At 39.9% G+C, this 23,972-nt stretch carries 20 protein-coding genes, 1 pseudogene and 1 riboswitch; of the genes and pseudogenes, 2 read left to right on the forward strand and 19 right to left on the reverse strand.

Annotated elements, in window-relative coordinates; translation table 11 throughout:
- Nucleotides 1-44: 44 nt before the first annotated feature.
- The 8 genes from E4K67_RS05665 to E4K67_RS05700 form a co-directional block, all read right to left on the reverse strand.
- Nucleotides 45-4,361: a non-ribosomal peptide synthetase gene (locus tag E4K67_RS05665; protein ID WP_135545452.1), complete on the reverse strand. Its 4,317-nt coding sequence runs from the start codon at nucleotides 4,359-4,361 to the stop codon at nucleotides 45-47.
- Nucleotides 4,362-4,377: 16 nt separating this feature from the next.
- Complete coding sequence (locus tag E4K67_RS05670; protein WP_135545453.1) at nucleotides 4,378-5,034, reverse strand: 4'-phosphopantetheinyl transferase family protein; 657 nt, start codon at nucleotides 5,032-5,034, stop codon at nucleotides 4,378-4,380.
- A gap of 2 nt (nucleotides 5,035-5,036) precedes the next feature.
- The gene (locus E4K67_RS05675) at nucleotides 5,037-5,252 is read right to left on the reverse strand and encodes an acyl carrier protein (protein ID WP_135545454.1); all 216 of its coding nucleotides are present in this window, start codon (nucleotides 5,250-5,252) and stop codon (nucleotides 5,037-5,039) included.
- 288 nt (nucleotides 5,253-5,540) lie between these two features.
- Nucleotides 5,541-6,071 (reverse strand): cob(I)yrinic acid a,c-diamide adenosyltransferase, encoded by a 531-nt coding sequence (locus E4K67_RS05680; RefSeq protein ID WP_135545455.1) that lies wholly within the window; start codon nucleotides 6,069-6,071, stop codon nucleotides 5,541-5,543.
- 45 nt (nucleotides 6,072-6,116) lie between these two features.
- Nucleotides 6,117-6,800 (reverse strand): anaerobic ribonucleoside-triphosphate reductase activating protein, encoded by a 684-nt coding sequence (locus E4K67_RS05685; RefSeq protein WP_135545456.1) that lies wholly within the window; start codon nucleotides 6,798-6,800, stop codon nucleotides 6,117-6,119.
- On the reverse strand, nucleotides 6,797-8,887 hold the full coding sequence (locus E4K67_RS05690; RefSeq protein ID WP_135545457.1) for a ribonucleoside triphosphate reductase: 2,091 nt from the start codon (nucleotides 8,885-8,887) through the stop codon (nucleotides 6,797-6,799). Before E4K67_RS05690 ends, E4K67_RS05685 begins: the two co-directional genes overlap by 4 nt.
- A gap of 134 nt (nucleotides 8,888-9,021) precedes the next feature.
- A riboswitch (cobalamin riboswitch) is annotated at nucleotides 9,022-9,208 on the reverse strand.
- 206 nt (nucleotides 9,209-9,414) lie between these two features.
- Nucleotides 9,415-10,098: a CDGSH iron-sulfur domain-containing protein gene (locus tag E4K67_RS05695; RefSeq protein WP_135545458.1), complete on the reverse strand. Its 684-nt coding sequence runs from the start codon at nucleotides 10,096-10,098 to the stop codon at nucleotides 9,415-9,417.
- 6 nt (nucleotides 10,099-10,104) lie between these two features.
- Nucleotides 10,105-10,332 (reverse strand): hypothetical protein, encoded by a 228-nt coding sequence (locus tag E4K67_RS05700; protein ID WP_135545459.1) that lies wholly within the window; start codon nucleotides 10,330-10,332, stop codon nucleotides 10,105-10,107.
- Nucleotides 10,333-10,862: 530 nt separating this feature from the next.
- Here E4K67_RS05700 and E4K67_RS05705 point away from each other — a divergent pair.
- Nucleotides 10,863-11,585: an alpha/beta fold hydrolase gene (locus tag E4K67_RS05705; RefSeq protein WP_135545460.1), complete on the forward strand. Its 723-nt coding sequence runs from the start codon at nucleotides 10,863-10,865 to the stop codon at nucleotides 11,583-11,585.
- A 137-nt stretch (nucleotides 11,586-11,722) separates the two neighbouring features.
- Here the strand turns inward: E4K67_RS05705 and E4K67_RS05710 are convergent, their stop codons facing one another.
- Nucleotides 11,723-12,928: an MFS transporter gene (locus tag E4K67_RS05710; RefSeq protein ID WP_135545461.1), complete on the reverse strand. Its 1,206-nt coding sequence runs from the start codon at nucleotides 12,926-12,928 to the stop codon at nucleotides 11,723-11,725.
- 26 nt (nucleotides 12,929-12,954) lie between these two features.
- Nucleotides 12,955-13,494: a DUF2284 domain-containing protein gene (locus E4K67_RS05715; RefSeq protein ID WP_135545462.1), complete on the reverse strand. Its 540-nt coding sequence runs from the start codon at nucleotides 13,492-13,494 to the stop codon at nucleotides 12,955-12,957.
- A gap of 455 nt (nucleotides 13,495-13,949) precedes the next feature.
- Here E4K67_RS05715 and E4K67_RS30500 point away from each other — a divergent pair.
- Nucleotides 13,950-14,132 (forward strand): annotated as a pseudogene (locus tag E4K67_RS30500) (ABC transporter ATP-binding protein); the annotation flags it as partial.
- An 898-nt stretch (nucleotides 14,133-15,030) separates the two neighbouring features.
- Here the strand turns inward: E4K67_RS30500 and E4K67_RS05730 are convergent.
- From E4K67_RS05730 to E4K67_RS05770, 9 genes are all read right to left on the reverse strand, one after another.
- Entirely contained in the window at nucleotides 15,031-15,657 is a 627-nt protein-coding gene (locus tag E4K67_RS05730) for an ABC-2 transporter permease (RefSeq protein WP_243454340.1), read from the reverse strand.
- A complete protein-coding gene (locus tag E4K67_RS05735; protein WP_135545463.1) occupies nucleotides 15,638-16,516 on the reverse strand; it encodes an ABC transporter ATP-binding protein in 879 nt (292 codons plus the stop codon). Before E4K67_RS05735 ends, E4K67_RS05730 begins: the two co-directional genes overlap by 20 nt.
- Nucleotides 16,517-16,519: 3 nt before the next feature.
- The gene (locus E4K67_RS05740) at nucleotides 16,520-16,894 is read right to left on the reverse strand and encodes a GntR family transcriptional regulator (protein WP_135545464.1); all 375 of its coding nucleotides are present in this window, start codon (nucleotides 16,892-16,894) and stop codon (nucleotides 16,520-16,522) included.
- A gap of 418 nt (nucleotides 16,895-17,312) precedes the next feature.
- Nucleotides 17,313-18,617: a 23S rRNA (uracil(1939)-C(5))-methyltransferase RlmD gene (rlmD, locus tag E4K67_RS05745; protein WP_135545465.1), complete on the reverse strand. Its 1,305-nt coding sequence runs from the start codon at nucleotides 18,615-18,617 to the stop codon at nucleotides 17,313-17,315.
- Between the two features lie 16 nt (nucleotides 18,618-18,633).
- Nucleotides 18,634-19,344 (reverse strand): CPBP family intramembrane glutamic endopeptidase, encoded by a 711-nt coding sequence (locus E4K67_RS05750; protein WP_135545900.1) that lies wholly within the window; start codon nucleotides 19,342-19,344, stop codon nucleotides 18,634-18,636.
- A 404-nt stretch (nucleotides 19,345-19,748) separates the two neighbouring features.
- Nucleotides 19,749-21,044, reverse strand: a complete 1,296-nt coding sequence (locus tag E4K67_RS05755; RefSeq protein ID WP_135545466.1) for an acetyl-CoA hydrolase/transferase family protein — start codon at nucleotides 21,042-21,044, stop codon at nucleotides 19,749-19,751.
- A complete protein-coding gene (locus E4K67_RS05760; protein WP_135545901.1) occupies nucleotides 21,025-21,339 on the reverse strand; it encodes a hypothetical protein in 315 nt (104 codons plus the stop codon). Before E4K67_RS05760 ends, E4K67_RS05755 begins: the two co-directional genes overlap by 20 nt.
- A gap of 54 nt (nucleotides 21,340-21,393) precedes the next feature.
- Nucleotides 21,394-22,842, reverse strand: a complete 1,449-nt coding sequence (locus E4K67_RS05765) for a 4-hydroxyphenylacetate 3-hydroxylase family protein (RefSeq protein WP_135545467.1) — start codon at nucleotides 22,840-22,842, stop codon at nucleotides 21,394-21,396.
- Nucleotides 22,843-22,871: 29 nt separating this feature from the next.
- Nucleotides 22,872-23,675, reverse strand: a complete 804-nt coding sequence (locus E4K67_RS05770) for an N-acyl homoserine lactonase family protein (RefSeq protein ID WP_135545468.1) — start codon at nucleotides 23,673-23,675, stop codon at nucleotides 22,872-22,874.
- Nucleotides 23,676-23,972: the final 297 nt, after the last annotated feature.

Genomic DNA, 23,972 nt, shown 5'->3' on the forward strand with positions numbered 1-23,972 from the left:
GTAAATTAAACTGAAAGAAACATGGATTATTATAGCTGAAGAAGCTAAAGTTCTGCGTTGGAGAAGTACCGAGCACAATACTCACTAGGACTGAGAAAGTGATTAAGTGAATATTTTCCACATGTTTTAAAAAATTTATCAAAGTAATTCTTATCAGGCTTATTCCATACAAAGCCGACCCTTGCTAAGGCTTCCCTTGTTTTCTTGTTTTCCACATGAACACTCATCTTATTCATGTATTCTTTGATTTCATTTAAATACAAATTCAAAATACCTATATTTTCATCCTGCATATCTGCATTTACTAATTTAACAAATCCCTTAAATGACTTCATTCTATAGTCTACATTTGCCATTTTTAGCATTTTTCTATAGCTTATCTGATTGTCATTAAATATGTGATAAATCTCACATTTGTCAGTTGTTCTAACAAGTTTAATAATGGCTTCTGCACATCTGTCGACTGGTGTAAAATCAATCGTCTTTAATAATAATGCATAGGGTACAGCGTTAAGTTTTTTGAATGCGGCAATTCTATTAATAAATCCGTTTTCTTTTACATTTTGCTGGAATACTCCGTCACAATCTCTCCACATAACATTTCCAACTCGATAAATGCAAGCATCAAGCCCATTATCTAGGGCATCTATCACTTCCTTCTCAGCAAGATACTTACTATGAATGTACACATTGCTCTTATAATCCTGGCCAATAAATAAACTGCCTTCGTCAAACAACGGATTATTTCGATTCTGTTTAACTAATCCATCACCAGACACTGTAGTTGTGGAAACGTGATGTAACTTTGAATTTGATTTCAAGCTAAATGCAATTATTTCCTTTGTTCCTAGTACATTTGTTTTATAAAATTCATCCCAGATTCCGAAATGTCTGACATTCGCGGCTGCATGAATTACTGTATCAACAGATTGTAATAGTTCTTCGTATTCTTCAAAGTTTAGGCCAAATTGCGGCTTATTTAAGTTACCTACTATTAGGATGATCCTCTCGCCTATTTCTTTTCTGTATGCATCTCCAAAATAATATTTCAGTGAATCTATAAAGCGATTGCCATCTCTAACAAGACAAAATATCCCAACTTCAGTGTTTTCCATAAGCTGTGATAATAAATGTGAACCTAAATAGCCAGTGGCCCCGGTTAAAAAGACATTTTTCATTTCATTTTTATTCATAAAACACCTGAAGTTATTAGATATTCTTCCATAATTCCTATCATCGTTAAGAGTCTCTACTACTTGTCCGCCCAGATTAGCTGATAACAGCCTTATTGTTGGGTATTCAAATACTTCTTTCGTCTTAATAGAGATATCCTGCGTTTCTGCCAATGTTTGATATCTAATAATGGTGAAAGAATTCCCTCCAAGGTCATGAAAGAAGTGATCATCAATACTAATACTTTCGGCCTCAAACAATCCACATAGAATATCAGCAAGTTTTCTCTCCAATTCGTTCCTAGGTGCAACATATTCTTTTGTACGAATCTCCTCCAGTATTGGTGCAGGTAATGCTTTCCTATCCACTTTCCAGTTAGGAGAGAGCGGTATTGACTCCATTCTTAAAAAGTATGCTGGAATCATGTATTCCGGTAATGATTTGTTTAAAAAAGATCGCATATCGTTTATACATATTCCCTCACTGGAAACATAGTAGGCACATAAATATAGGTTTCCCCGTTTGTCCAAATTAGCGGAAACCACTGTCTGTTTAACAAAACCAGATTTATGTATTGCATCTTCTATTTCACCGAGCTCTATTCTTATTCCCCTAATCTTTACCTGAAAATCACTTCTGCCAAGATGAACAATTTCACCATTATCACGCCAGTATCCGATATCCCCTGTTCTATATATTTTACTAGATTTGAAATAAGGATTTTTGATAAACATTTCTTCAGTTAATTCTGGTCGTTTATAATAGCCTGCCGCAAGTCCATCGCCGCCAATATATATATCTCCATTTTTCCCAACAGGAACTGGTTTCAAATATTTATCTAAAATAAGTATTTGCGTATTTGCCATTGGCTTGCCTATAGTAATGTTGTCTTCGGAAACCACCTCTGCCTTTGTCGACCAAACAGTTGCCTCTGTTGGTCCATATATATTGAAAATTTTAGCTTTTGTCAATTTATTTAACTGCCCGTACAATGATACTGGAAAGGTTTCCCCTCCAAGAATAATTACTTTAAGTTTTTGTAAATACTGCAAATTATCTTTATCCGCTAATAACAGTTTCATCCTTGTAGGCGTCGTTTGAAGAATTTCAACCTCGTTTTTAATTATAAGTTGATTTAGCATAATTTGATTGTTTTGCTCATCCTCATTAGCCATAACTACTGTCAATCCATTTATCAAAGGTAGTAATGATTCAGTAACAAATATATCAAATGATATTGTAGTTACTGACACAAATCTTTTTAACATTTCAGAGATTATGCCAGTATAGATATTATTTTTATTATTATTGCAGAAGTTTACAGCTCCCTTGTGTGTTATAATCGTCCCTTTTGGTTTTCCCGAAGAGCCTGAGGTATAAATTAAATATGCTGTATCATTGGGAGTGTTAATATTTTCAAAGTTCTCAACTACTGGTTCTTCGAATTCAATATCTTCAATATATACTATATTGACCGCGATCCCAGACTTAAACTTCTTCGAAATTTCTCTCGAAGTAATAACTACACTAGCACAACTATCTTGAAGCATATAATTGACCCTCTCTTCTGGATATAAAGGGTCAATTGGTAGAAAGTTAGCTCCAGATTTTAGGATGCCCAGTTGAGTAATAAGAATATTTTCACTTCTATTTAGCATCAGTCCGACAACGCCTTTAGTCTTTTCGCCCTTTTTTCTAATCATTTTAGCAAGAGCATTAGCTTTTCTATTTATTTCTTGATAAGTGAACTTTGTATTCCCGAAAACTACAGCAATATTATCTGGTGACCTTTCTACCTGCTCCTCGAACAACTGATGAATACACTTATCCCTTGGATAATCAGCATAAGTATCATTGAATTCATAAAGTAGTTGGTGTCTTTCCTTTTCGTCAACCAGTTCCATTTCACAAATCTTAATATCTTCATAATTTATTCCCTGAGCTAACAGGAGTGTAATTCTTTTATGTAAGTTATTAATCTCATCTTCCGTAAATAATTCTGTTAAATAATCATAATGCAGCACAAAAACACCAGAGTCATCCCGGTCATCTATGTGAAGCTGAAGTTGTTCTGACAGGTGCCCACTAAAATACCAGCTTGTCTTAAAATCATAGCCAACGTTTGACTTTGATATTTTAGCATTCTGATAAGATACTGTGATATCGAACAGATTTTCCGTGATCTTATGTTTTTTCCTTACTTCCGATAATATCAAATTATAGGGATACCTCTGATGACGGAAAACTGACATATGCTCAGCACTGATTCTTTTGCACAAATCATTGAAAGAGCCAAAATCATCAATTTGTATCTTCATAGGAACAGTACTTACAAACATTCCGGTTGTTTCCTTTTCCCTAACACCACTGCGATTAAGCACAAGGGTACCTATGACCATATCCTGAATATCTAGGAATCTACTTATATATATCGATAATACTGCTTCAAACAAAACTGCCGGTGAGGTCGAGTACTCTTTACAATAATTGCTTATGTCAATGGCCTCTTCGCCATCAACAATAAAAGTAAGTCTATTTGCTTTTGAACTATAAAAATCCTTATTCCTTATTTTTATTGCTGAAATATTTGGCCTGTCCTTGAATTTATTAAGCCAATATTCCCTATCTTTTTGAAATTTAGCTGAATTCAGATATTCTTGCTCACTTAATATATATTCTATATATGAAGGTTTTGCTTCATCACACAATGCCGTGAAATTCTTAATCTGTCGATAAAACTCCATAGTCTGAGTTCCTAATAGCGAAATTGTCCATCCATCTGCGATCGTATGGTGGAATTTGATAAAGTAGCCCTGTTTACCGTTCCAAGCTTTAATCATCACAAATTCGAAAAGATCTGAATCTGCCTTTTCAAAGGGAATCTCCATTTTCTTAGATATCCAGGAATCCTGTTCGTCTTTTGTCTTACCTGTTAAATCTACGAACTCCAGTTTATTGTACTGGTAGTCCATTAAATACTGAACAGGTTGTTCATCAATGACCTTAATTCGTAGTCGAACAGAGTCATTTTTTTCGATGATTTTATTAATCGCCTTTTCCCATAACTCAAAGTCAAGGTCTTCATTTATAAGCAGAGTCCCTCCAATGCTTCCGATCGAGGTGCCCTCAAAAAATCGCTCTGTTTCCCATATTCCAATTTGTGGTTGCGTAAATTCAAAATATTTCATTCTATATTTCACACCTCTAACAGTTTGCAAATTCTTTATTAAAACAATCTAGTGATACCTTCTCTAGATCAATTCTTATATTCCCCTTAGTACATACTGCTAATATAAATCGTTTCTCGGAAAAAGTATTAATATTATAGCCAAGTCTATAAGCTTGGTTTTTGCCAATTTCATCAAACGTAATTATTTTCAAATCATTAATAATTCCTGTGCCTATTGCTTTTAGGAAACTCTCTTTCATTGTCCAATATCTAGTAAACTCTGCATCCATATTAATAGCAGCTTTGATCGTTTTTATCTCTGTCTGGGAACACACTTTCTTCAGAATAGAATCATTCACGGGTCTAATCTCTTGGATGTCTATTCCAACCTCAAATGTAGAAATGACGCAGGCTGCCCCTTCTATGCAGTGGCTTAGGTTAAAGCATACGCTATCCGTATTCCATAGAAAGGGCTTTCCATACTCATTGTAACGAATCTCCATTAAACTTGTGTCTCTGCCTTCTTTCTTCAAGCCATAGAGTAGCAGTAAATATGCCAATATTGATAGAATCTTATCTCGATTATTTCCAAGTCGGTCCACTTTCATCATTCTTTCTTGAGAAAGCAATAATTTAGACCTGTTGAGAAATTTCTCATCTAGTGACTCGATCTCATCAAAATAATAAACCATTTCTAGACAACCTTCTCCAAGTATTCAACTACTTCACCGACTGTTCTAAATTGTTTGATGTGTTCTTCCGGTATCTCACTTCTTAATGAATCCTCGAAATCGCACCAGCATCTAAAAGGTGACGGGTATTTTATTAATACTTTCCAGTTAAGGGCTTTCTCTTCCGCGAGATGACTATTGAAGATCAGATTATTCCACTCTAACACTTCTACATTCATTTGCCATATCCTTCCATGTTATCAAAAATAATCCTTTCTAGTGTAACAGGCCGTCTATAACAAAAATGAACCGCACCCTGTCAAGTAGAAACCCAGAAAATATGCAACTGCTGTATATTTTCTTCTTTTAGACATGAAAAAGCTCCCATTAAGGGTAGACAGATTTTATTATTTAATCTGTCTACCTTAATGGGAGCTTTATCAGACTGAAAATAGAAAGTGAAAAAGAAGGTCAGTGGGGAGAATGTTTAAATCCCCACCGAATCATTGAGCCAAGTGAGTTCGCGCTTAATACTCTATTCCCTCTCGCGCCATGATGCCCTGGTTCATGGGATGTTTGCGGGCAGTTATTTCCGAGACATAATCTGCTAACTCGATCAGCCTTGCTGGAGCATCCCTCCCGGTGAGTACTAGTTCTAGTTCTAATGGCTTGGTCTTAACAAGCTCGACTACTTCCTTCAGAGGCAGGTACCCGCAATTCACCGCAGCCATAATCTCGTCCATGATGATCAAATCCCATTCCCCGCTCTTGACGGCCTCAATAGTATAGTTCAAACCAATCCGCATCTCTCCCGATATACTTTTCATTTCTTCCTCTGTCATTCCCCAACTGAATTTGTCATTTTCTTTCTTACTAAATAGTTGAAAGCACGGTCCTAAACTGGCGATAATTTTCATCTCTCCAGTAGTCCATCCCTTTAGAAATTGAACCATGAGAACCTTAAGTCCCTGTCCATACGCCCTGATCCCCAACCCGATTGCTGCAGTCGTCTTCCCTTTCCCTGCACCAGTATAAATATGGATGAGCCCTTGTTGCATGCTTATTTCTCCCTACTATAAGATTATTAATCAGAATCTCATTGCTCAGCGGACTCCAAACCCTCGAAAAGAGAAGGACAAATTCTTATCAAACCACTGAGATATTCTCTGCAGATCCTGCTTGTTCCCAGATACTTTTTTGAGATCCGTACTTTTACAGTTCTGCACGACATAGTTCGAAGCAATTTCAAAATCCAACATAATACTAGGTATATCATCTGCTTCAAGTTCAGGGCATAGTGTTGTCCTGAACTCATGGGCAAGTCCGCTAGATTTAATGACTTCCACACTTTCCCGAATTGTCGATAATTCCAGACCTCTTATCTCTGTGACCTGCTCATATTTGCTCAGGGGAGCCTTTAAATCCATGGCGATGAAATCCAGCAACTGATCATCAATCAACGCTCTCAATTTCTCTGGATTTGTACCGTTTGTGTCAAGCTTTACGAGAAAACTCATTTCTTTTAATTCTTTGATAAAAATGTGGAGATGTTCTTGCAATGTAGGTTCTCCTCCGCTTATCACTATTGCATCGATCATTCCCTTTCTTTTGGCAAGGAATTCGAAAATTTTCTCAGGCCGAATGTTGTTGAAAGTCTTCTTAATCTCTAGCAGACCGACGTTGTGGCAATAACCACATCTGCAATTACAACCCTGCGTAAAAACTACAGACGCAATCTTACCTGGATAATCCACAAAGGAGGTCTTCACAAATCCGCCAATATTCATCGAATCACCTCTGGGATTACGAATTTTTTCCTCTGGGCGTATTCTTCTTTCTTGCCAATATTATAGTTCTTTACTGGTCTAAGGTAACCTGTCACTCTGGACCAGACTTCGGCCTCGGCACCACATTCAGGGCAATTGAAATGTTCTCCGCTGAGGTATCCGTGAGAGTCGCAGATACTAAAGGTTGGTGTAATGGAGATGTAGGGGATTTTGTGTTTGTTAAATATTTTCTGAATCAGTCGCTTGCAAACACTGATATCCTCAACCGCTTCTCCCAGATAGAGGTGCTGAACTGTTCCCCCTGTGTAGAGAGACTGCAGTTCGTCCTGTAGCTTTAAAACCTCAAAAATATCATCCGTATACCCAACCGGAAGTTGGGTTGAGTTAGAATAATAGGGAACTTCATCACTAGCCGTAATAATAGAGTCATACCTCTTCGTATCAAGCATTGCCAGACGGTATGATGTTCCCTCTGCTGGGGTCGCCTCTAAATTGTAGACGTTTCCGGTCTCATGTTGGAATTTAAGCAATAGCTCTCGCAAATAGTTCATGACAGTCACCGAGAACTCGCGACCGTCTTCTGTTTCGATTCCTTTCCCCATGAAATTCAGTAACGCCTCATGCATGCCGACGATCCCGATCGTACTGAAATGATTGTGCCAATAATGCCCAGTCCGTTCCTTTGCATGTCTCAAATAATTACAGGAATAGGGATACAGTCCCCTCGCTGACTGCTGCTCAATAATTTTCCGCTTGATTTCCAAGGCCGTACGCCCGATTTCAGCCATTTGTCTCAGACGTTCTATAAATTCCTGAGTTGTCTCGGAGAGATACGCTATTCTGGGCAGGTTAATGGTAAATACCCCGATAGATCCGGTGAGAGGATTGCTTCCGAATAACCCCCCACCCCTTTTTCTCAGTTCGCCAGTATCCAGCCTTAACCTACAGCACATAGAGACGGCATCTTCGGGAGACAGATCTGAGTTTACATAATTGGCGAAATAAGGTATTCCATACTTACAAGTAATTCTCATAAAGGCGTCCACGACAGGACTTTCCCAATCAAAGTCTTGAGTAATATTCAGGGTAGGGATCGGAAATGTAAACACTCTTCCCTTGGAATCCCCTTCTAGCATCACCTCACAGAACGCCAAGTTGAACAGATCCAATTCTTCCTGAAACTCTCCATATTTATCCTCCGTATAGGTTCCGCCCATGATCACCTGCTCATCTCTCAACGTAGAAGGCACCTTGATGTCAAACGTAAGGTTGGAAAAGGGGCACTGAAATCCGACCCTCGTGGGGACATTGATGTTAAACACAAATTCTTGCAAGCACTGTTTGACTTGGGTAAACGTCAATTGGTCATTCCGTATAAACGGCGCACAAAAGGTGTCAAAACTTGACCAAGCCTGTGCTCCGGCAGTTTCACCTTGTGTCGTAAAGGTAGAATTAACGATTTGCCCTAGGAACGATCGCAAATGTTTGGCGGGAGCGCTTTCTACCTTGCCAGGTACTCCTCCGAAGCCGTCAAGCAGAAGCTGTCTTAAGTCCCAGCCTGCACAATAAGGTCCAAAAAAGCCTAGGTCATGGATATGGCAGTCTCCACTCACATGAGCCTCTCGAACTTCCTGAGGATAGATTTCATAAAGCCAATACTTTTTGGTAAACACTTCTCGAATGTAATTGTTTAAACCATTGATACTTTTTTGGGTGTTCGCATTTTCAGAAACTTGCCAGTCCCTATCTCCTAAATAATCGGAGAACATTTCTATTGTAGCCCCAATGAGAGCATCCATTTCACGGGTGCTTTTCCGTTTCTGACGGTAAAGGATGAAAGCTTTGGCTGTTTTGGCGTGTCCGTTTTCGATCAGGACTTTTTCGACGATATCTTGGATCGATTCGACGTCCGGTTGACCGTCTCTAAACTCCCTTTTTAATACATCGACAATCTGTCTGCCTATTTCCTCTGCACGCTCATAGTCCGATCCTCCACAAGCTGTGGCGGCTTTAAAAATTGCATGCACGATTTTCTCTTGCTTGAAACCCTCAAGTCTCCCGTTTCGTTTAATAATTTCCGTGATCATCGGTTAAATTACCTCCTAATTTCATGCTTTAGCTAATCGCAATAAAAAAAGTCCCTCGACGACGAGCGCCAAGAGACTATGTATTTCCCTATAATACAATACTTAATAAGAACCCCCCTATCGCTCGTAGAGTTGTTAGTTCATGAATAAAGGCAGGTCTTCTGACTTTGGTTCATTAATTGCTTCACGCCTTCCCGGTATATACCAGTGGCCTTGTGTGAAACATCTCCCCATTACAGTGGCGGGACCGTGCAGGACTTTAACCTGCTTCCCTTTTTAAGCCGTACTTGTAGTACGTGCACCTTTATTTTCCAATATTCAATTGATAATATGTTATCGTATATTCCCCTAATGTGTCAACCATGAAGTTTCAGCTCTATGTCTATTTTCATATTTCGCAGGAAATCCAGTTAACTGACGAATCTCTTTTGTATTAATTCGTATAATTTGAGGAAGCATGTTTTTGAATTCAATGCCCAAATCAATTCATCCCGGACTTCAGAAATATAACAATTAATACATCAATCTTACTTATCTACGAATTTTATTGAAATGTGTGTCGCATCGCAAAATGGACTATTTCTTGATTTGCCACAGCGACAAAGCGTAACTCGATTTCTTATTTCATAAATATACCCGTCTGAAGATTCAATAGGGATATTTCCTTTAACAAAAATTGGGCCACTGACTTCTTTTTCAGAATCCTGAAGTATATCTATGGCAGGTTCATACTTAGGTTCAATCGGTTTTCCCGCTTTGTCATAGGCAACTAATCTTCCTGCTGGACACTCAGAGGCTGCAATAATTGCCTCTGCTCTATAGTTCGGATTATACGAGTTTTCGGTAAGCCCCCATACATTTCCGTCTTCCCTGTGACAGAAACGAGCTAAGGCACATCGATTATCATCTAGAAGGTCGAGATCCGGACCCTCAATCATTTCAGCCCGTTCTTCAAACGTATCCCTTGATGCTTTCTCAACTCCGATAAAACCAACTTTTTCATGAGAGCCGTCACAAAAGGGCGCATTCTTTGTTTGACCACATCGGCATAGGGCATATTCTTCAGCCTGGGGAAATTCACGCCCCTTCCTATATTGATAGATTTTACCCTTAGGAACTATGATCCTCTCCGCCAAAGGTACATTTCCTGTGACAAGATACGGCCCATTTTTTAATATTTTAATCTTAGCAAGTTTGTTTTCGTCCATCATATACAATCACCCTTTAAATTTTTTGCGTGATACGATTTCTTGTTCTGTCAAAATATCGACATAGGCCGTTAACAGTTGATCTTCAGCTGCGCAATTTTGCTGATAATACCAGTCCCTGACGATTTTATTGATTTCCGCATCTGTCCCCTCAGCCTTATAGGGATACACAGCGAGAACTTTATTTGTTTCTTTGTCTCTTAAGCCTAACTTTCCAGCATTTTCGAATTCACCCATAAATACACCTCCATATTTTATCGCTCGATACAAACATTCTGTCCTTCAATCGTGTTTTGTATCATTCTTAGTTTTCTTAACAGGCCGTTCGAATTACGGCATTTTCCTTTTGGGTTAGAGCAACCATAACTTTTCTTTTTGAACATCAAACACTTCCTCTATTAATTTTTAAACAACACTTACTCATTATATCACTGCAAGCCATGCGCATCTAATTCTCTTTCGCTGTACTGAGTCGGTCGATCTCGGCTTTAAAAGGAGCTAGGAGTGGGAATTCTTCGAACGGTCATTGCATCCCTCTCCAGTAACTAAAAGTATTTTCCGGAAAAGGAATTGGAATGTTTATGTAGAAGTGTATTAATTAGTAATTAGAACTTGAAAGTTAATGACACACAGCTGAAAATTAATGGTCTATACGATTCTAAAATTGCAAGGGAGGTATTTATTATGTTAGATGCTAAGGATTATCTAACAATCAATAACACTCGTTTTTTTATTCCGTCAAAGGAGAAGGCGAGCCACTAGTTCTTATTCATGGTGGACCCTTTGGCGATCACCGTATTTGGGACTACCAAATTGATTCTTTAGCGAGCAAGTATAAAGTGATCTGTTTTGATAAAAGAGGGCATGGAAAATCCGATATCCCCATAGATACTTTTTCACATTTGGAAGATCTTAAATCATTAATGGATGCTTTAGCACTAAGAAAAATTACTTTAATAGGATCCTCTGCTGGAGGAGCTCTTGCGATTGATTTTGCACTACAATATCCAGCAATGGTAAAAGACATAGTCTTGGTTTGCCCTGCTTTGAATGGGTATCCCTATCCGTCCAATTTTATTTCTGAAATGGTGAATATATATGTAACGGGACAATCCGAAGGGCCTGAAACTGCGATACAAAAGTATATTTCCAATCCTTTTTATGAATACTGTTTTCCATCTCCGAACAAGGCAGATGCAAGAGACAAGGTGATTGAAATAGTCAAAGAGTCAACTAATTTTATTCGCTGGAATCCTATGTGGGAGACCGAGTTGAAGCCTTCTTCTTACGAACGACTGGGAGAGATTCAGCTCCCGGTCTTGATCATTTCTGCTGATAAGGATAGCGAAATTATCCTCAAGATAGGAGAGTACATTCATGAGAAGATCAATCACTCCAAGAAAGTGACGATGAAAGATTGCGGTCACTTTCCTAATGTGGAAAATCCAGTAGATTTCAATCACATTGTACTTAATTTCTTAAATTATTAGTTCGGGTTAATTATTAATACAGCAAATTGAGCCCCCCCAGCAAATCACTTAACCGCTTCAGTTCTTCTTTATCAAACCGGTATACCCTTCTTCATCTGGGAATGGGCGGGCGACGAATTCACTTCAATTTATTTTACCTACGCTGCAGCTATACGTTGACTGTGAGAGGTCGGACGGCTTTTTAGAAATAACAAGCCTATCAGACCTGCAAAAATCGGAAGTAGGAAAAGAACGAAAACGGCTGACGATATACCCCAAATATCAGCGATTCGGCCAATTAGAATTACGGCTAGACCACCTATCCCTCCGGCAAATCCCATTGTGAGACCTGCGGCGAGTGCTTTATTATTAGGGATGGCCTCTTGAGCAGCTACAACAGTAACTGCAAAGCTGGAAAGCAATGTTGCCCCAGCAAGGCCGAGGAAGATTGTACTCAACGTACCGCGTGTATAAAAGAAAGCAAAAAATAAAGGTGAGGAAATAATTAGGGATCCAACAATTAAACGCTTACGCCCATATCGATCAGATATGAAACCACCTAGGACCCCGCCAATTGCTCCCGAAAAAAGCATAATTGTTAATAGGTGACTCGCGGCGATGTTAGATAAATCCTTAGACTTAAAGTAAAGTGGAAGCATTGTTAACATTCCAGTATAAGCTAAGGAACGGACAGCAATTACACCAATTATGGCGATAAGTTCACGAGATGCAGACTTTAAGGAATATATTACCTGCGATAGTTCTGGCCTAGTACCCGGTGAAACATGATTACGCGGCGCAAAAAGAAGCAGTAATAAGGCTACCATAATTCCAGGAATCACAGTCACAATTGTAGCGCGTAAACCATACAGTTGAAATAAAGGGATTAACAAAAGTGGTCCCAAAGCAAAACCAACGTTACCGAAAGCTACGAATCCAGAAAGTACAACGGCTTTATTGTTACCACTTAAGTCATTTACCATGGTGGCTGCTTGAGGATGAAATACAGCAGTGCCTAAACCTGCCAGTGCGGCCAGCGTTACCAGAAGTCCATAGTTATGGACAATTCCCGTTAAGCTAAGCATACTCCCCATCCATAATGTCCCTACATATAGGAGCCAACGTTTACCTTTTCGGTCCAAAAAATAACCAAAGAAAGGTTGTGTGAAGGAAGAAGTTATGGTAAAGGCAGAAATTAAAATGGCCGCTCTGGTCGCTGTAAAACCGGGAGTCATTACAACTAAAAACGGGAGCAACTGGGGAAGGTAGTTGCTATAGAGATCATTAAGCGTATGTGCAAGAGATATTACTCCGATTTTGGGATAATTAATATGTTTATTGCTCACAGGAGGACTCCCTTTCATTATTTAGTGTCTTTGATGCTATATTCTTAGAAAAATATCATACTAAAATAAGTTATGGCATTGGTGCCGTTGTTGTATTTGATATTGCAGAGAGGTGCTTGTTGAATAACCATAATCCCAAAACTCTCAGTGGCAGGAAACATGCGGTTCGGAAATCTACATGGTTTTTCAGGATAAGTACATTTTTCGCATAGGTTACATCCTTCAGTAGATAGTGTGAGGCTTTCTTTGAATTCATCTCTGAAAATCCGAGCTACTTTCTCGGTGATTGATTCATGTAATAGACGGGTTTCACGCCATTCAGCAACATCATACTTCTTTTTAAGTTTTGCTAATGAAGTAAACATAAAAGCATTTTCAAAATCATTACATCTATTTTTACACTCTTCAACACTTCCAACAGCAGGAGGACACGCCCACGAAGTGCCATACATGCCACAGACGTTTTTGTTGCATAACATTCTTACCTCATCCGAAAAGATTACTGTATTGGATTTCATAAAAGCATATTCGTGAATGTATAGTTTATCTTTCTCTTGAGAAATTATCTCTTCAATTCTGGACATTCGCCCCCTCCATTCATTGGTCGTATCGGTTTGCAAAGCTCCCTACCTTATTGAGCTGAACAATATCTACTGCATATCTCATTGACTGATTTACACTACTCTTTTGGTGTGAAGATCCCGCAAAATGGTAATTAACAAATCGACTTTCCTTGCTGTCTCCTCCCTCTAAGATGATATTTTCCGATTCAAAAAGGAAACCTAAGGAAGAGAGTTTTCGAAGACCCTCAGTACTATCTCCGTCTTACTTTCTACATTTTCCCCTTACATCCTCCTACGATAGCAAATATAATCCAAAAAGAAGCAAAAAGCCAGACCGTCAGAAATGAACTGCCCCCTGTCATGAACTATACCCCCTTAAGTAGACAGTAGAAATAAAGAAAAATTAAGAACCAACGTGAGCCACTCTGGGTTAGACTTGACATGGGACCTTACATCGCCATCTTCATATGCTTTGGTACCGTCAAGAGGAGAACATCACCTATTTGGCCGAACACAAACGCGCCGCCATGATCGGGCGTCTGTTTCAGGACCCAATAAAGAGCACTGCCCCAGATATGACCATCGAGGAGAATCTGGCCCTGACTTATAATTGCCAAGGCCGTAATGGCTTGCGGCGAGGAATTTCACAGTCTCCAGTTTAAAAATTGCCGGTTTTGAGATGGACTAAGCTAGATTAGCCAGACCTCAAAACCGGCAATTTTCAATCATCTCCTCGGACACAGCCTCCACAACATCCTTCCATTGACGGGCCGATCCCTTCCCCAGTTCCGCCGGCATTTTCTTATAGCACCACCAGTCTGTTTTGCTATTTCTAATGCTAAATTCTTTGTGTTTTGGAAAAGTGAATAATAAACAATCAGTGTATTGCTCATATCTCTTATTTCCTTTCGTAATATTTAAATTTATTAGGCGGTTATAAACTCCATCTATATTATAATTACTCCGTTCAGTGGATGCTACCCTCTATTCATAATCAAAAATGCCCGATGTCATCTATTAAAATTCCTCAAAAACAGGACCAAGAAACATACCTTTTCGGCCCTGTTTTTGCTTATTTTCTGCTTGAAAACCACTATATATTGTGGTAATCTCGTCTCATTTGCCCTTAGAACCACAATACGTCATCAGAATTATCGTCTCAACGTGCCTTGAGGATACAAAAAAGATGTCGTAACCATCTGGTATCCCCTTGGCGGAGATCAGTTCAATCCTTTTCCTTTTCCTTTTCCTGACCTTAAAACTGACTGTTTTGCACAAATCGCTCCTTAACGATATATCCCACGGGAGAAAAATTATCGTTATCTTTTACCCATACATCTACGAATCGGATTGGCAGACCGGCGGAGGCAAAAAAGCTTTCGCAGTCGTTTAAATGAAAGTGAATGTGAGGCTGACTGGTATACCCGGAGTTTCCGCATTTGGCAATCACTTGCTCCGGACAACCCTTTGACCCGCCTTGACGGTAATGCTGTTGGGCATACCGAACTTCGGGCCAAGTTGGCCCGAAGTTGAACAGTACGTCTGCTATCTAACCCTTTATCTATTTTTATATAGTCGTGTGGAAAGCCTGTAACAAAACACATTTATGAAAACTGCAATAATAAACACAACGATCCAAAGAGTACTATTTATCAAATAGTTATAAAAAAGAGCCATAAGGCCCATATACGGGAAAATCGCAAGCGCACCGATTATATCCGCTTTTTGTGTTTCAAACATATAAAATATCAAGAACTCTATTGGCATAAAAGTGGCTACCAACAGGAAGCCATAAGGCAGAATATGTATTTGCACAATCGCAAACATTTCCGGCTTTATCGCATGTGTTATGCCGGAAAACAAAACTAATAGGGGCGTGGCGATTAAACAACAAAGGTAGATAATAATACCCCTTGCCCCTATGATTGCAGTAGGCGAAACAGGTAAAATGCTGAACAGCAATTTCGTTTTGTATTTTGCGTCATTGAACATAAAATTTCGCAGAATTAAATAAGACAACATTAAAAGTCCCGCAGCGTAAATAAGAACATTGGCCAAATCATTATTTATGTTAATTCGATTGAAAAACATCGGATATAAGGCAATACAAAGAAGCTGTAACCAAACAATTTGGCTTAGTGCTGAAATCTGCATTTTTGTGAAATTAAGAAAGTTTGAGCCCATTATTGTGCCTCCTTATATAGTAGAGCATGATATCCTCTATTGAGGGAACTTCATAAGCCGTTTTGTCAGGCAGTACCTTTTTAAGCGCGGCTTTATTATCCGTCAATCCTTCAAAGCCATAAGCGGATTGGTTTATACCGACAAAGTAGCTTTCATAATCCGGTAATAATGCCCCAGTATCGCCTTTTACAATAGCGTGTTGATCTTTTATCTCGTCCTTTTGCCCTTGCAGGATAATTTTACCGTCGAATATGAAAAACAGATAATCCGCTATTTTATCAAGGTCGGAAGTGATGTGTGTTGACATCAAAACGGTTTTGTTGTCCTCAAATACAATGTCTTTGAGTATCTCTATCAGCTCGTTTCTCACCAAAGGGTCAAGGCCGGATGTCGGCTCATCCAAAATAAAAAGTTCTGCGTCATGCGAAAGAGCAAACACAAGCGCGTACTTCATTCTCATTCCTCTGGATAAATCTTTGATTTTTTTATTCTCCGGCAGTTCAAACTTTTTTATATAAGTCTGATAAGCACGATCATTCCAGGTGGGGTACATAGGCGCAATCAAACTTTTCATTTTCTTCAAGGTCATATCCTCATAAAAATGACCATCATCAAGGACAATGCCAAGCAAGGATTTTATTTCTAAGTCATTGATAATGCTGTCCATACCCATAACCGTGATTTTTCCATCATCCGGCTTAATAATGTTCAGTATGCTCTTAATTGTCGTCGTTTTTCCTGCGCCGTTAGGCCCTACGAAGCCGGTCAGCGTTCCCTTTTCCAGTGACATATTTATATTCTGCAAGCTGAAATCATGATAGCTTTTGCAAAGGTTGTGAATTTCCAGAACCGTATCCAAACTTTATTCCTCCCGGCCTAATTCATCTATAATTTTTTTCAAGTCTTTGCCCAAAATTCCAACGGGCTTTGCATACTCAATAATGTCCACCAGTTTTTTTTCAATTTCCACCAATCGAGTTTCCCGTAAAAGTTCCATATTCTGCGGGGCGACAAAGGAGCCTTTTCCCATCATATTGATAGTAAATCCTTCTGCTTCCAAGCCGTCATACGCTTTCCTTGTAGTAATAACGCTTACATTCAAATCCTTCGCCAAGCCCCTAACAGACGGCAAAACATCGCCCTCTTTTAGTTCGCCGGACAAAATAGCAGCTTTAATTTGATTCATAATCTGCTCGTAGATTGGCACTTCCGCAGAATTTACTATGATTATGTTCAATACTGGACCACCCCATTTTTATTGTGTGCATGCACTGTAATCACAGTTTAGTATGAGGTCTTGGAAATGTCAATAGCAGGTTATAAAAAGTATTAAAATGACAAAAGAAAAGATGCTTTATCCCTCAGCATCTTCTCTCTCGCATATATTCCCCGTCTGTTGGCCGTCTATCTTATTTTTTGGTATTCGGTAGTTGCTTCCTTATGAACCCTGCCCATATAGTAAACGTCAATAAAGGTTTTGACCGTTTACATGGGGCAGATGCAATCAATATAGCCACTGCCAACCGGCTGCACTCATAATCTATCTATAACCCATCATTCTCGCTCTTTTCTCGTATATCATCTTTTTTATCTCCTCAATGGTAGACGACTTGCAGTTGCTATAAATATGCCTCAACCCCTTTATACATCAGCCTTTATGCATGTTCAAGCAAGCAGCAACATTCTGTATGCATCGTCCACGGGAACATATCCACTGGTTGCACACTTTCAACCGCGTAGCCTCCCTGAGTTAAGACACCGAGATCCCGGGCCAGAGTCCCTGGGTCACAAGACACATAGATGATACGCTGGGGTTTCAGTTCAAGTAAGCGTTGCACGACGGCCGGATGCATCCCTGATCTAGGCGGATCTAAGACAACGACATCAGGCTCCTCATCGATCTTCGTCATTCTTGACTCGACTTTTCCCATGAGAAATTCAACATGTCCGACAGCATTATTGTTGACTGCATTTTGGATGGCATTATCCACTGCATACGGATTTTCCTCGATACCAGTCACCTTTTGGGCCTTTGAGGCTAAAGCTAAAGCAAGCGTCCCTATTCCAGAATAAAGGTCCCAGACGATTTCTTCTCCTGTCAAAGCCGCCCCATCCAAGACATGAGAGTATAGAACGTCCGTCTGAAGCGAATTTACTTGCAAAAACGATAACGGAGAGACCTCAAAGGTCATGTCTAGAATCGTTTGACTAAATCTTTCCTCTCCCCATATCAGCGCTAAATTACCTTCCGAATCGGTTCCCCAAACAGAGCGCACGCCTTCCTTAAATAACGCCTCGAAGAATTCCGGATTATCTTCGGCGGACAAAGCTTTAGTTGGTGGCCCTTCTAAAAGTAAAAGTCCTTCTCCTTTTGTGTTCTCCCGAAACGATAAGGTGTGTATTTCTGCAAAACTATCGGTTAGAAATTCTTCAGCTAGTCGAATCCAACGATTCATCCGCTCACTTAACAGAAGACACTCTGAGAAATGGACAAGTTCCTTTGATTTTCCCTTATAATAGCCTAGTTTACCAGTTGGTTCACGGTGTAGGCTCGCCTTATTGCGATAACACCATGGGCTAGCCATTCCATGAATGGGCTTGACCTCAACGCTTATTTTTCCAATTCTCGAGAGTGCATCTTCTACCCAGCGTTGTTTCCACACAAGGGTCTCTTCGTAAGTCGTATGCTGCAGTTGGCATCCCCCGCACTCTTCAAAGACCGAACAAGGGGCAGCGATGCGCTCAGGCGAACGCTTGATAACTCTCAGAAGCCGGGCCCTTTGCCATTTCTTTTTAGCTTCATATACCTCGACTTCTCCAATTTCGCCAGGCAGAAGCCCTGGCACGAACGTCGCGATGCCGTTCAAATACCCGACACCTGAGCCATCTGAGATGAGCCGAAGACATTCTACCGTTAGCTTCTCGTCCGTGGGATTGTTATCTAATCTTTTATCGTTCATTTAGTTTCTCCTTCTCCTACAAAAATCTCTGAATCCATAAAGCAGCGGCCATTAACATATTCCAAGTTCCGTGAGCTACGACAGCAGGCCAAATACTCTCAGATCGCTCGTACAACCAGGCCAGTACTACCCCTCCAATTAATAAGGGTAAAAAGCGAACAATATCAAAATGTAAGGTCGCAAAAAACAGTCCCGTTAGAAGCATGCCTTTGCCTCGTCCCAGTGCGTGACGCAGTGGCGGATAAATCAAGCCACGAAAAATCATCTCTTCCTTAATTGGGGCTACCACTCCACCTAATAGGGCAAGAAGCGCAAATTGCCATTGATAGTCTACCCCTTTTACCGCTACAGTAAAACTTTGCGGTGCTGGGGTTCCAAATATGTGCGTCAAAAGGTTTCCTAAAAGACCAATACCGACAAACAATAAGATTCCGACTACAAATCCTAATACAACATAGCGTTTGAGTGGCTTGACAAAGCCTAGGTCAGAAAACGGTCGTCGTATCAGGCGGAGAAATATCCAAATAACACAGAAGTAGACGAGAACATCCCCTAAGCCTACTCCTATGAAGTAGAGAATCCCGCGCAATGAATCTAAGTCATTCGGTGTTTCCAACCATCCGAGCGAATATTCAACTAACGTCACAAGCGAGATCAGCAACAATCCTTGCCAAATATTCCAGGCTGGTTGCCTTGGTGGAATCCGCTGGTCAATCTTTTTGCCCATTTCACCCATCCTCTATCTTCTCTAAAACTCTCTAAACATACGCATCGTTTCCCTTCTTACCAATTCTAACGATTAAATGAAGGATTGTCCAGAAATGAAGCCTATCAAGTTTCGATCCGTTTCTCCATTAAAATAGTAAGGAGATGTAAAGTGTCTGATTACCTTACGTAATTTAGCGCATAGACTAGTCTATATCTGAAAATAAAGGTGGATAGATTATTAAATCTATCCACCTTTTATCTATTAAAATTATCTCCACTATGTGATCATTTGCCCACTAAGGCCTCCAAGCTTCTATCGTTCTACAATCATGACAATCCCTTGACCTCTTCCAAGGCACAGGGTAGCCAATCCACGATGGGCATTTTTCGCTTCATTTCTAGTAAGGTTAAAGACCTTGTTTTTTAGAGAATTCCTTTTTCTTGAGCTTCGTTAATCAAACTAACTCGAAAATCTGGATGAGCGATACTTATTAAAGCCTCAGCTCGCTGACGAAGATTTTTACCTCTTAAATTAGCAGCACCATACTCGGTAACGATGTAATGAACATCATAACGAGATGTCGTCACCGCAGCCCCCCGGTCTAGCTCACTAGTAATACGTGAAATCTTGCCACCTGCGGCCGTAGACGGCAAGGCGATAATGGATTTACCGTTTAGTGAACGGCTTGTTCCACGGACATAGTCAACTTGCCCTCCAACAGCACTAAATTGCCTTGACCCAATCATTTCCGCGTTTACTTGCCCCATCAAATCCACTTGTAAGGCAGAATTAATTGATATCATTTTTTCGTGTTGCCCTATAACATAAGGATCATTAACATAATCGACTGGATGAAGCTCAACGGAAGGATTCTTATCCACAAAGTCATATAGTTTTCGTGTTCCCATTAGAAAAGTTGCGATAAACTTACCTGGATTCAAAGTTTTCTTCCGATTAGTAATAACTCCTGACTCTGCCAATGCTACAACACCGTCAGAAAACATCTCCGAATGAATTCCCAGATCTTTCTTTTCCTTTAAGAATAACAAGACTGCATCCGGTATAGCTCCTATCCCTAACTGAAGAGTAGCACCATCTTGAACTAACTTTGCTACGTTTTCTCCGATGGCCTTTTCAACTTCTCCGATTTTAGGCGGATTTAGTTCAATTAATGGTTCGTCCTTTTCCACAATGAAGTCAATTTCGTCCAGATGGATTTTAGCGCCACCTGTTCTCGGCATATAACTATTGACCTGAGCAATGACAAGCTTTGCACACTCTGTGGCAGCCTGAGTATAATCAACAGAAATCCCAAAACTACAATATCCTTGCTCATCAGGGGGAGTTATCTGAATCAGTACAACGTCGACCTGTAGTATCTTGTTTTTAAACAACCGAGGAATTTCGGAAAAAAAACAAGGGGTAAAATCCGCCCTCTTCTCTTCAAAGGCTTTGCGAGTTGAAGCCCCAATGAAAAACGCATTATGCCGAAAACTCTTTTCCATTCCAAGTTGGGCGTATTTTGCAGGGCCCATAGCCACCATGTGGACAATTTCAACTGCAATAAGATCGGCTGCCCTACTGACTAATGCCTCAATCAAGGAAGGCGGTTCTCCACAGGCATGCCCAATAACAACCCGATCACCAGATTTAATGTGCATGACAGCCTGTTTTGGGGTTACAATCCTTTCTAGGTATTTAACTTTCCAGTTGTTCATAATAATTCCTCACTCTGTTTACAATTTCAGCTACCATTTCACTTTCGTCTACTATCAAAGTATCTACTGTAAAAGCAGCAACGACGACGCTATGAATATCATTCTTGCTATATTTTTGGGCACAGTTTGACATACATCCGCTTAAATTAATGACAACATTTACGTCAATACTGTTAAAAGATATAAGGTAACCATACGATATTAGAAGCTCTTTCACTTCGTCAGCAACTTTCCCTCTATTAATCCACGGATTACATCCACCACAAAAATTAATGCTTACACGTTTATCAAGCATAGTTTCTACTGTCGACCCCTTCAAAGAATTGCTAATGCTCAGTCGAGAGTTGATCTACTTCGTGGCTATCCCTGCAATGGCTTTGGCCAGTTCTTTTTTCTGTTCAAGATTACCCTGGCGAGATATCATAATGCGCTGGGCTTGTGGCGAACCTGCTCCATGCATAGATTCAGTCCGGTAACCAACAGCCGCAGTACCTAAGGTAATGTTTTCAATCAAACGCAAAATACGCATACGATGCTCAGTAGGTACTCCACCTACACCACAGAAGTATTTTTTAACTACTTCTCCTATTTCTGGGTGACGAAGATCTTGTTCAGAAGGCAAAGTGACCATTAGTCCACCGGCAATATCTTCGGCCAAACGGGCAATTTCGTAGGGAAACCGAGTAACATTTTGTTTGCAGACGTTAGCCAGTAAGAGGTCAATAATATAGTTACCCGACGCAGTTTGATGACCTTCCGCTGAGCAGGCAACCCCGCAAGCATATAAGGTTTCATTGAGATGCATCATTTCAATGAGCTTATCTTTGACATGGGAGGCTTTAGCTGCACCATTATAGTCAGCCGCAAGTGCAGCTGCACCAATTAAGACGTCGCCTACTCCAACCTTACAGCCACCATAACTTTGACGATGATATCCTGCAAAACGTTCTACCAATGCGCCACTAAATTCATATTCACCGCACATAAGGACATTTTCCCAAGGAATAAACACATGATCAAATACCATCAGCGCTTCGTGTCCACCAAACTGTTTATTTCCAACATCGATATCTCCGCCTTCTAGTTTGCGGGTATCACAAGATTGGCGTCCATAAATATAGGTTATGCCTTCTGCATCTGCTGGAGCCACGAAGGAAACAGCATAATCCGCATCTTCTTTAACCATGGCGATCGTTGGCATAACCAATATCATGTGAGAGTTAAGAGCGCCTGTTTGATGGGCTTTAGCACCACAAACTATAATACCGTCTTCTCTTTTTTCCACAACATGTACATATAAATCAGGATCAATTTGTTTGCTTGGTGATAAACCACGGTCACCTTTAGGATCAGTCATGGCTCCATCGACTGTCCAATCTTCTTCTTGCATTTGCAAGAGAAATTTAGTAAACCGTTTATGATAAGTAGTCCCAAGCTTTTTGTCCATTTCAAAAGTAACACTGTCAACAGCATTGATTGCATCCATACCTACACAACGTTGGAAGCAAGCAGCAGTCTTTTGCCCCAATAACCGTTGCATTTTTACTTTTTTTACAAGATCATCTGTGCTTTGGTGCAGATGACAAAAACGATTTACGGTCTTGCCCGTAAGATTAGATGTCGCCGTCATGAGATTTGCATATTGAGGTTCTTCTGCCAATTTATACGTCATTTTCACAGAATTCATCGACGGTCTAATAATTGGGTGATCCACTGGATTCTCCACCAACTCACCCTGTAGATAAACCTTGAAATTAAGTCCACGTAAACTCACTTCATATTGCTCTGCAGTTTTCATAAACTTGTAGCTCCTTTTAAAATTTATTATTATTCATAAAACTCAGGTGCAAGTTTCATAGTCTTGAAGAAATCCATATCATGGGAGAACATAACTTTAGCATTGTATTTTTTTGCATAATTACGTACCTTTTCGATTGAATCGAAAAATGCTATGCTGTCGTATACTATACCTGACCCTTTGGCTGGAGGTCCATAATTCCGGTGATCATACACGGCATCTTGGGGGAAAATCAGGGTTCCTTCATTTTTCAGATGGACTACCAAACCTAATATCCCCGGTGTATGCCCCGGCAAAGTAATAAGCTCGACCCCAGTGACCAGTTCAATATCTTTGTCAATAAGATGATATTGTTTCACCGGTACTTCTAGATCAGCCTTTACATAAGCACCATGGTTTGCTGGGTCAGGACTTAGGTGAACGAGGGTTTGCCCATATTCAAAATCCTTTTGGTGAACGTAAACATCTGCATGTTCAAATAGGTGCAGATGGCCTGCGTGATCCAGATGGAGATGAGATAATACTACCGTTTTGATATCTTCCGGTTTTGTTCCAGTCAGAGCAAGTTGTGAAACAAAGCTTTGTGATTCTTCGAAATAGTAAGGGAAAACACCTTGCAGCCCGGCTGGCCAATATCCCTTCATTGCATCTGGGTGACACCCTAAGTCGTATAATATTTTACCTTGGGGATGATCAATTAAGACCGCGTATACAGGTATCTTTATCCAATTAACTTGGGGTGTCTTATTACTCAATGAACCGAGCACTGACTGAGCAACCATCCAGTTCTCATCACATTCCAGCCATCCATTATTGAGAACATATACTTTCATTTTCGCTTCCTCCATTATGTTTAAATTTGTTTTTCAAGAAACTCACTTTCTTCCTAGGTTGAGAGAAGTTTGATAATCAACAGATAAGGCATTAGGACTTGATAATGAATCCTTAATTAAAACCTCCTTTGGCCTATATAATGATTTTTGGGTTATATTTCTAGAATATTGCAATAATGATGCCAAATAAAAAAGTCCTATAATATAAGGCTTTTAGAATTAATCTCAGATATAGTTGTCGCATAATTGCATTCTAAATTTTCTGAATTCAATTATGCGCTTACTAAAATAGCTCGT

The organism is Desulfosporosinus fructosivorans, from assembly GCF_004766045.1.
Lineage (GTDB): Bacteria > Bacillota > Desulfitobacteriia > Desulfitobacteriales > Desulfitobacteriaceae > Desulfosporosinus > Desulfosporosinus fructosivorans.

Bases quoted from the DNA above. Each gene is read 5' to 3' on its own strand.
- E4K67_RS05715 (WP_135545462.1), bottom strand. From the start codon at position 13,494: ATGTCCAGAATTGAAGAGATAATTTCTCAAGAGAAAGATAAACTATAC.
- E4K67_RS05695 (WP_135545458.1), bottom strand. From the start codon at position 10,098: ATGATGGACGAAAACAAACTTGCTAAGATTAAAATATTAAAAAATGGG.
- E4K67_RS05760 (WP_135545901.1), bottom strand. From the start codon at position 21,339: ATGCTTGATAAACGTGTAAGCATTAATTTTTGTGGTGGATGTAATCCG.
- E4K67_RS05670 (WP_135545453.1), bottom strand. From the start codon at position 5,034: ATGGTTTATTATTTTGATGAGATCGAGTCACTAGATGAGAAATTTCTC.
- E4K67_RS05675 (WP_135545454.1), bottom strand. From the start codon at position 5,252: ATGAATGTAGAAGTGTTAGAGTGGAATAATCTGATCTTCAATAGTCAT.
- E4K67_RS05730 (WP_243454340.1), bottom strand. From the start codon at position 15,657: ATGGGCTCAAACTTTCTTAATTTCACAAAAATGCAGATTTCAGCACTA.
- E4K67_RS05690 (WP_135545457.1), bottom strand. From the start codon at position 8,887: ATGATCACGGAAATTATTAAACGAAACGGGAGACTTGAGGGTTTCAAG.
- E4K67_RS05770 (WP_135545468.1), bottom strand. From the start codon at position 23,675: ATGAAAGTATATGTTCTCAATAATGGATGGCTGGAATGTGATGAGAAC.
- E4K67_RS05700 (WP_135545459.1), bottom strand. From the start codon at position 10,332: ATGGGTGAATTCGAAAATGCTGGAAAGTTAGGCTTAAGAGACAAAGAA.
- E4K67_RS05710 (WP_135545461.1), bottom strand. From the start codon at position 12,928: ATGAAAGGGAGTCCTCCTGTGAGCAATAAACATATTAATTATCCCAAA.
- E4K67_RS05680 (WP_135545455.1), bottom strand. From the start codon at position 6,071: ATGCAACAAGGGCTCATCCATATTTATACTGGTGCAGGGAAAGGGAAG.
- E4K67_RS05750 (WP_135545900.1), bottom strand. From the start codon at position 19,344: ATGGGCAAAAAGATTGACCAGCGGATTCCACCAAGGCAACCAGCCTGG.
- E4K67_RS05755 (WP_135545466.1), bottom strand. From the start codon at position 21,044: ATGAACAACTGGAAAGTTAAATACCTAGAAAGGATTGTAACCCCAAAA.
- rlmD (WP_135545465.1), bottom strand. From the start codon at position 18,617: ATGAACGATAAAAGATTAGATAACAATCCCACGGACGAGAAGCTAACG.
- E4K67_RS05765 (WP_135545467.1), bottom strand. From the start codon at position 22,842: ATGAAAACTGCAGAGCAATATGAAGTGAGTTTACGTGGACTTAATTTC.
- E4K67_RS05685 (WP_135545456.1), bottom strand. From the start codon at position 6,800: ATGAATATTGGCGGATTTGTGAAGACCTCCTTTGTGGATTATCCAGGT.
- E4K67_RS05665 (WP_135545452.1), bottom strand. From the start codon at position 4,361: ATGAAATATTTTGAATTTACGCAACCACAAATTGGAATATGGGAAACA.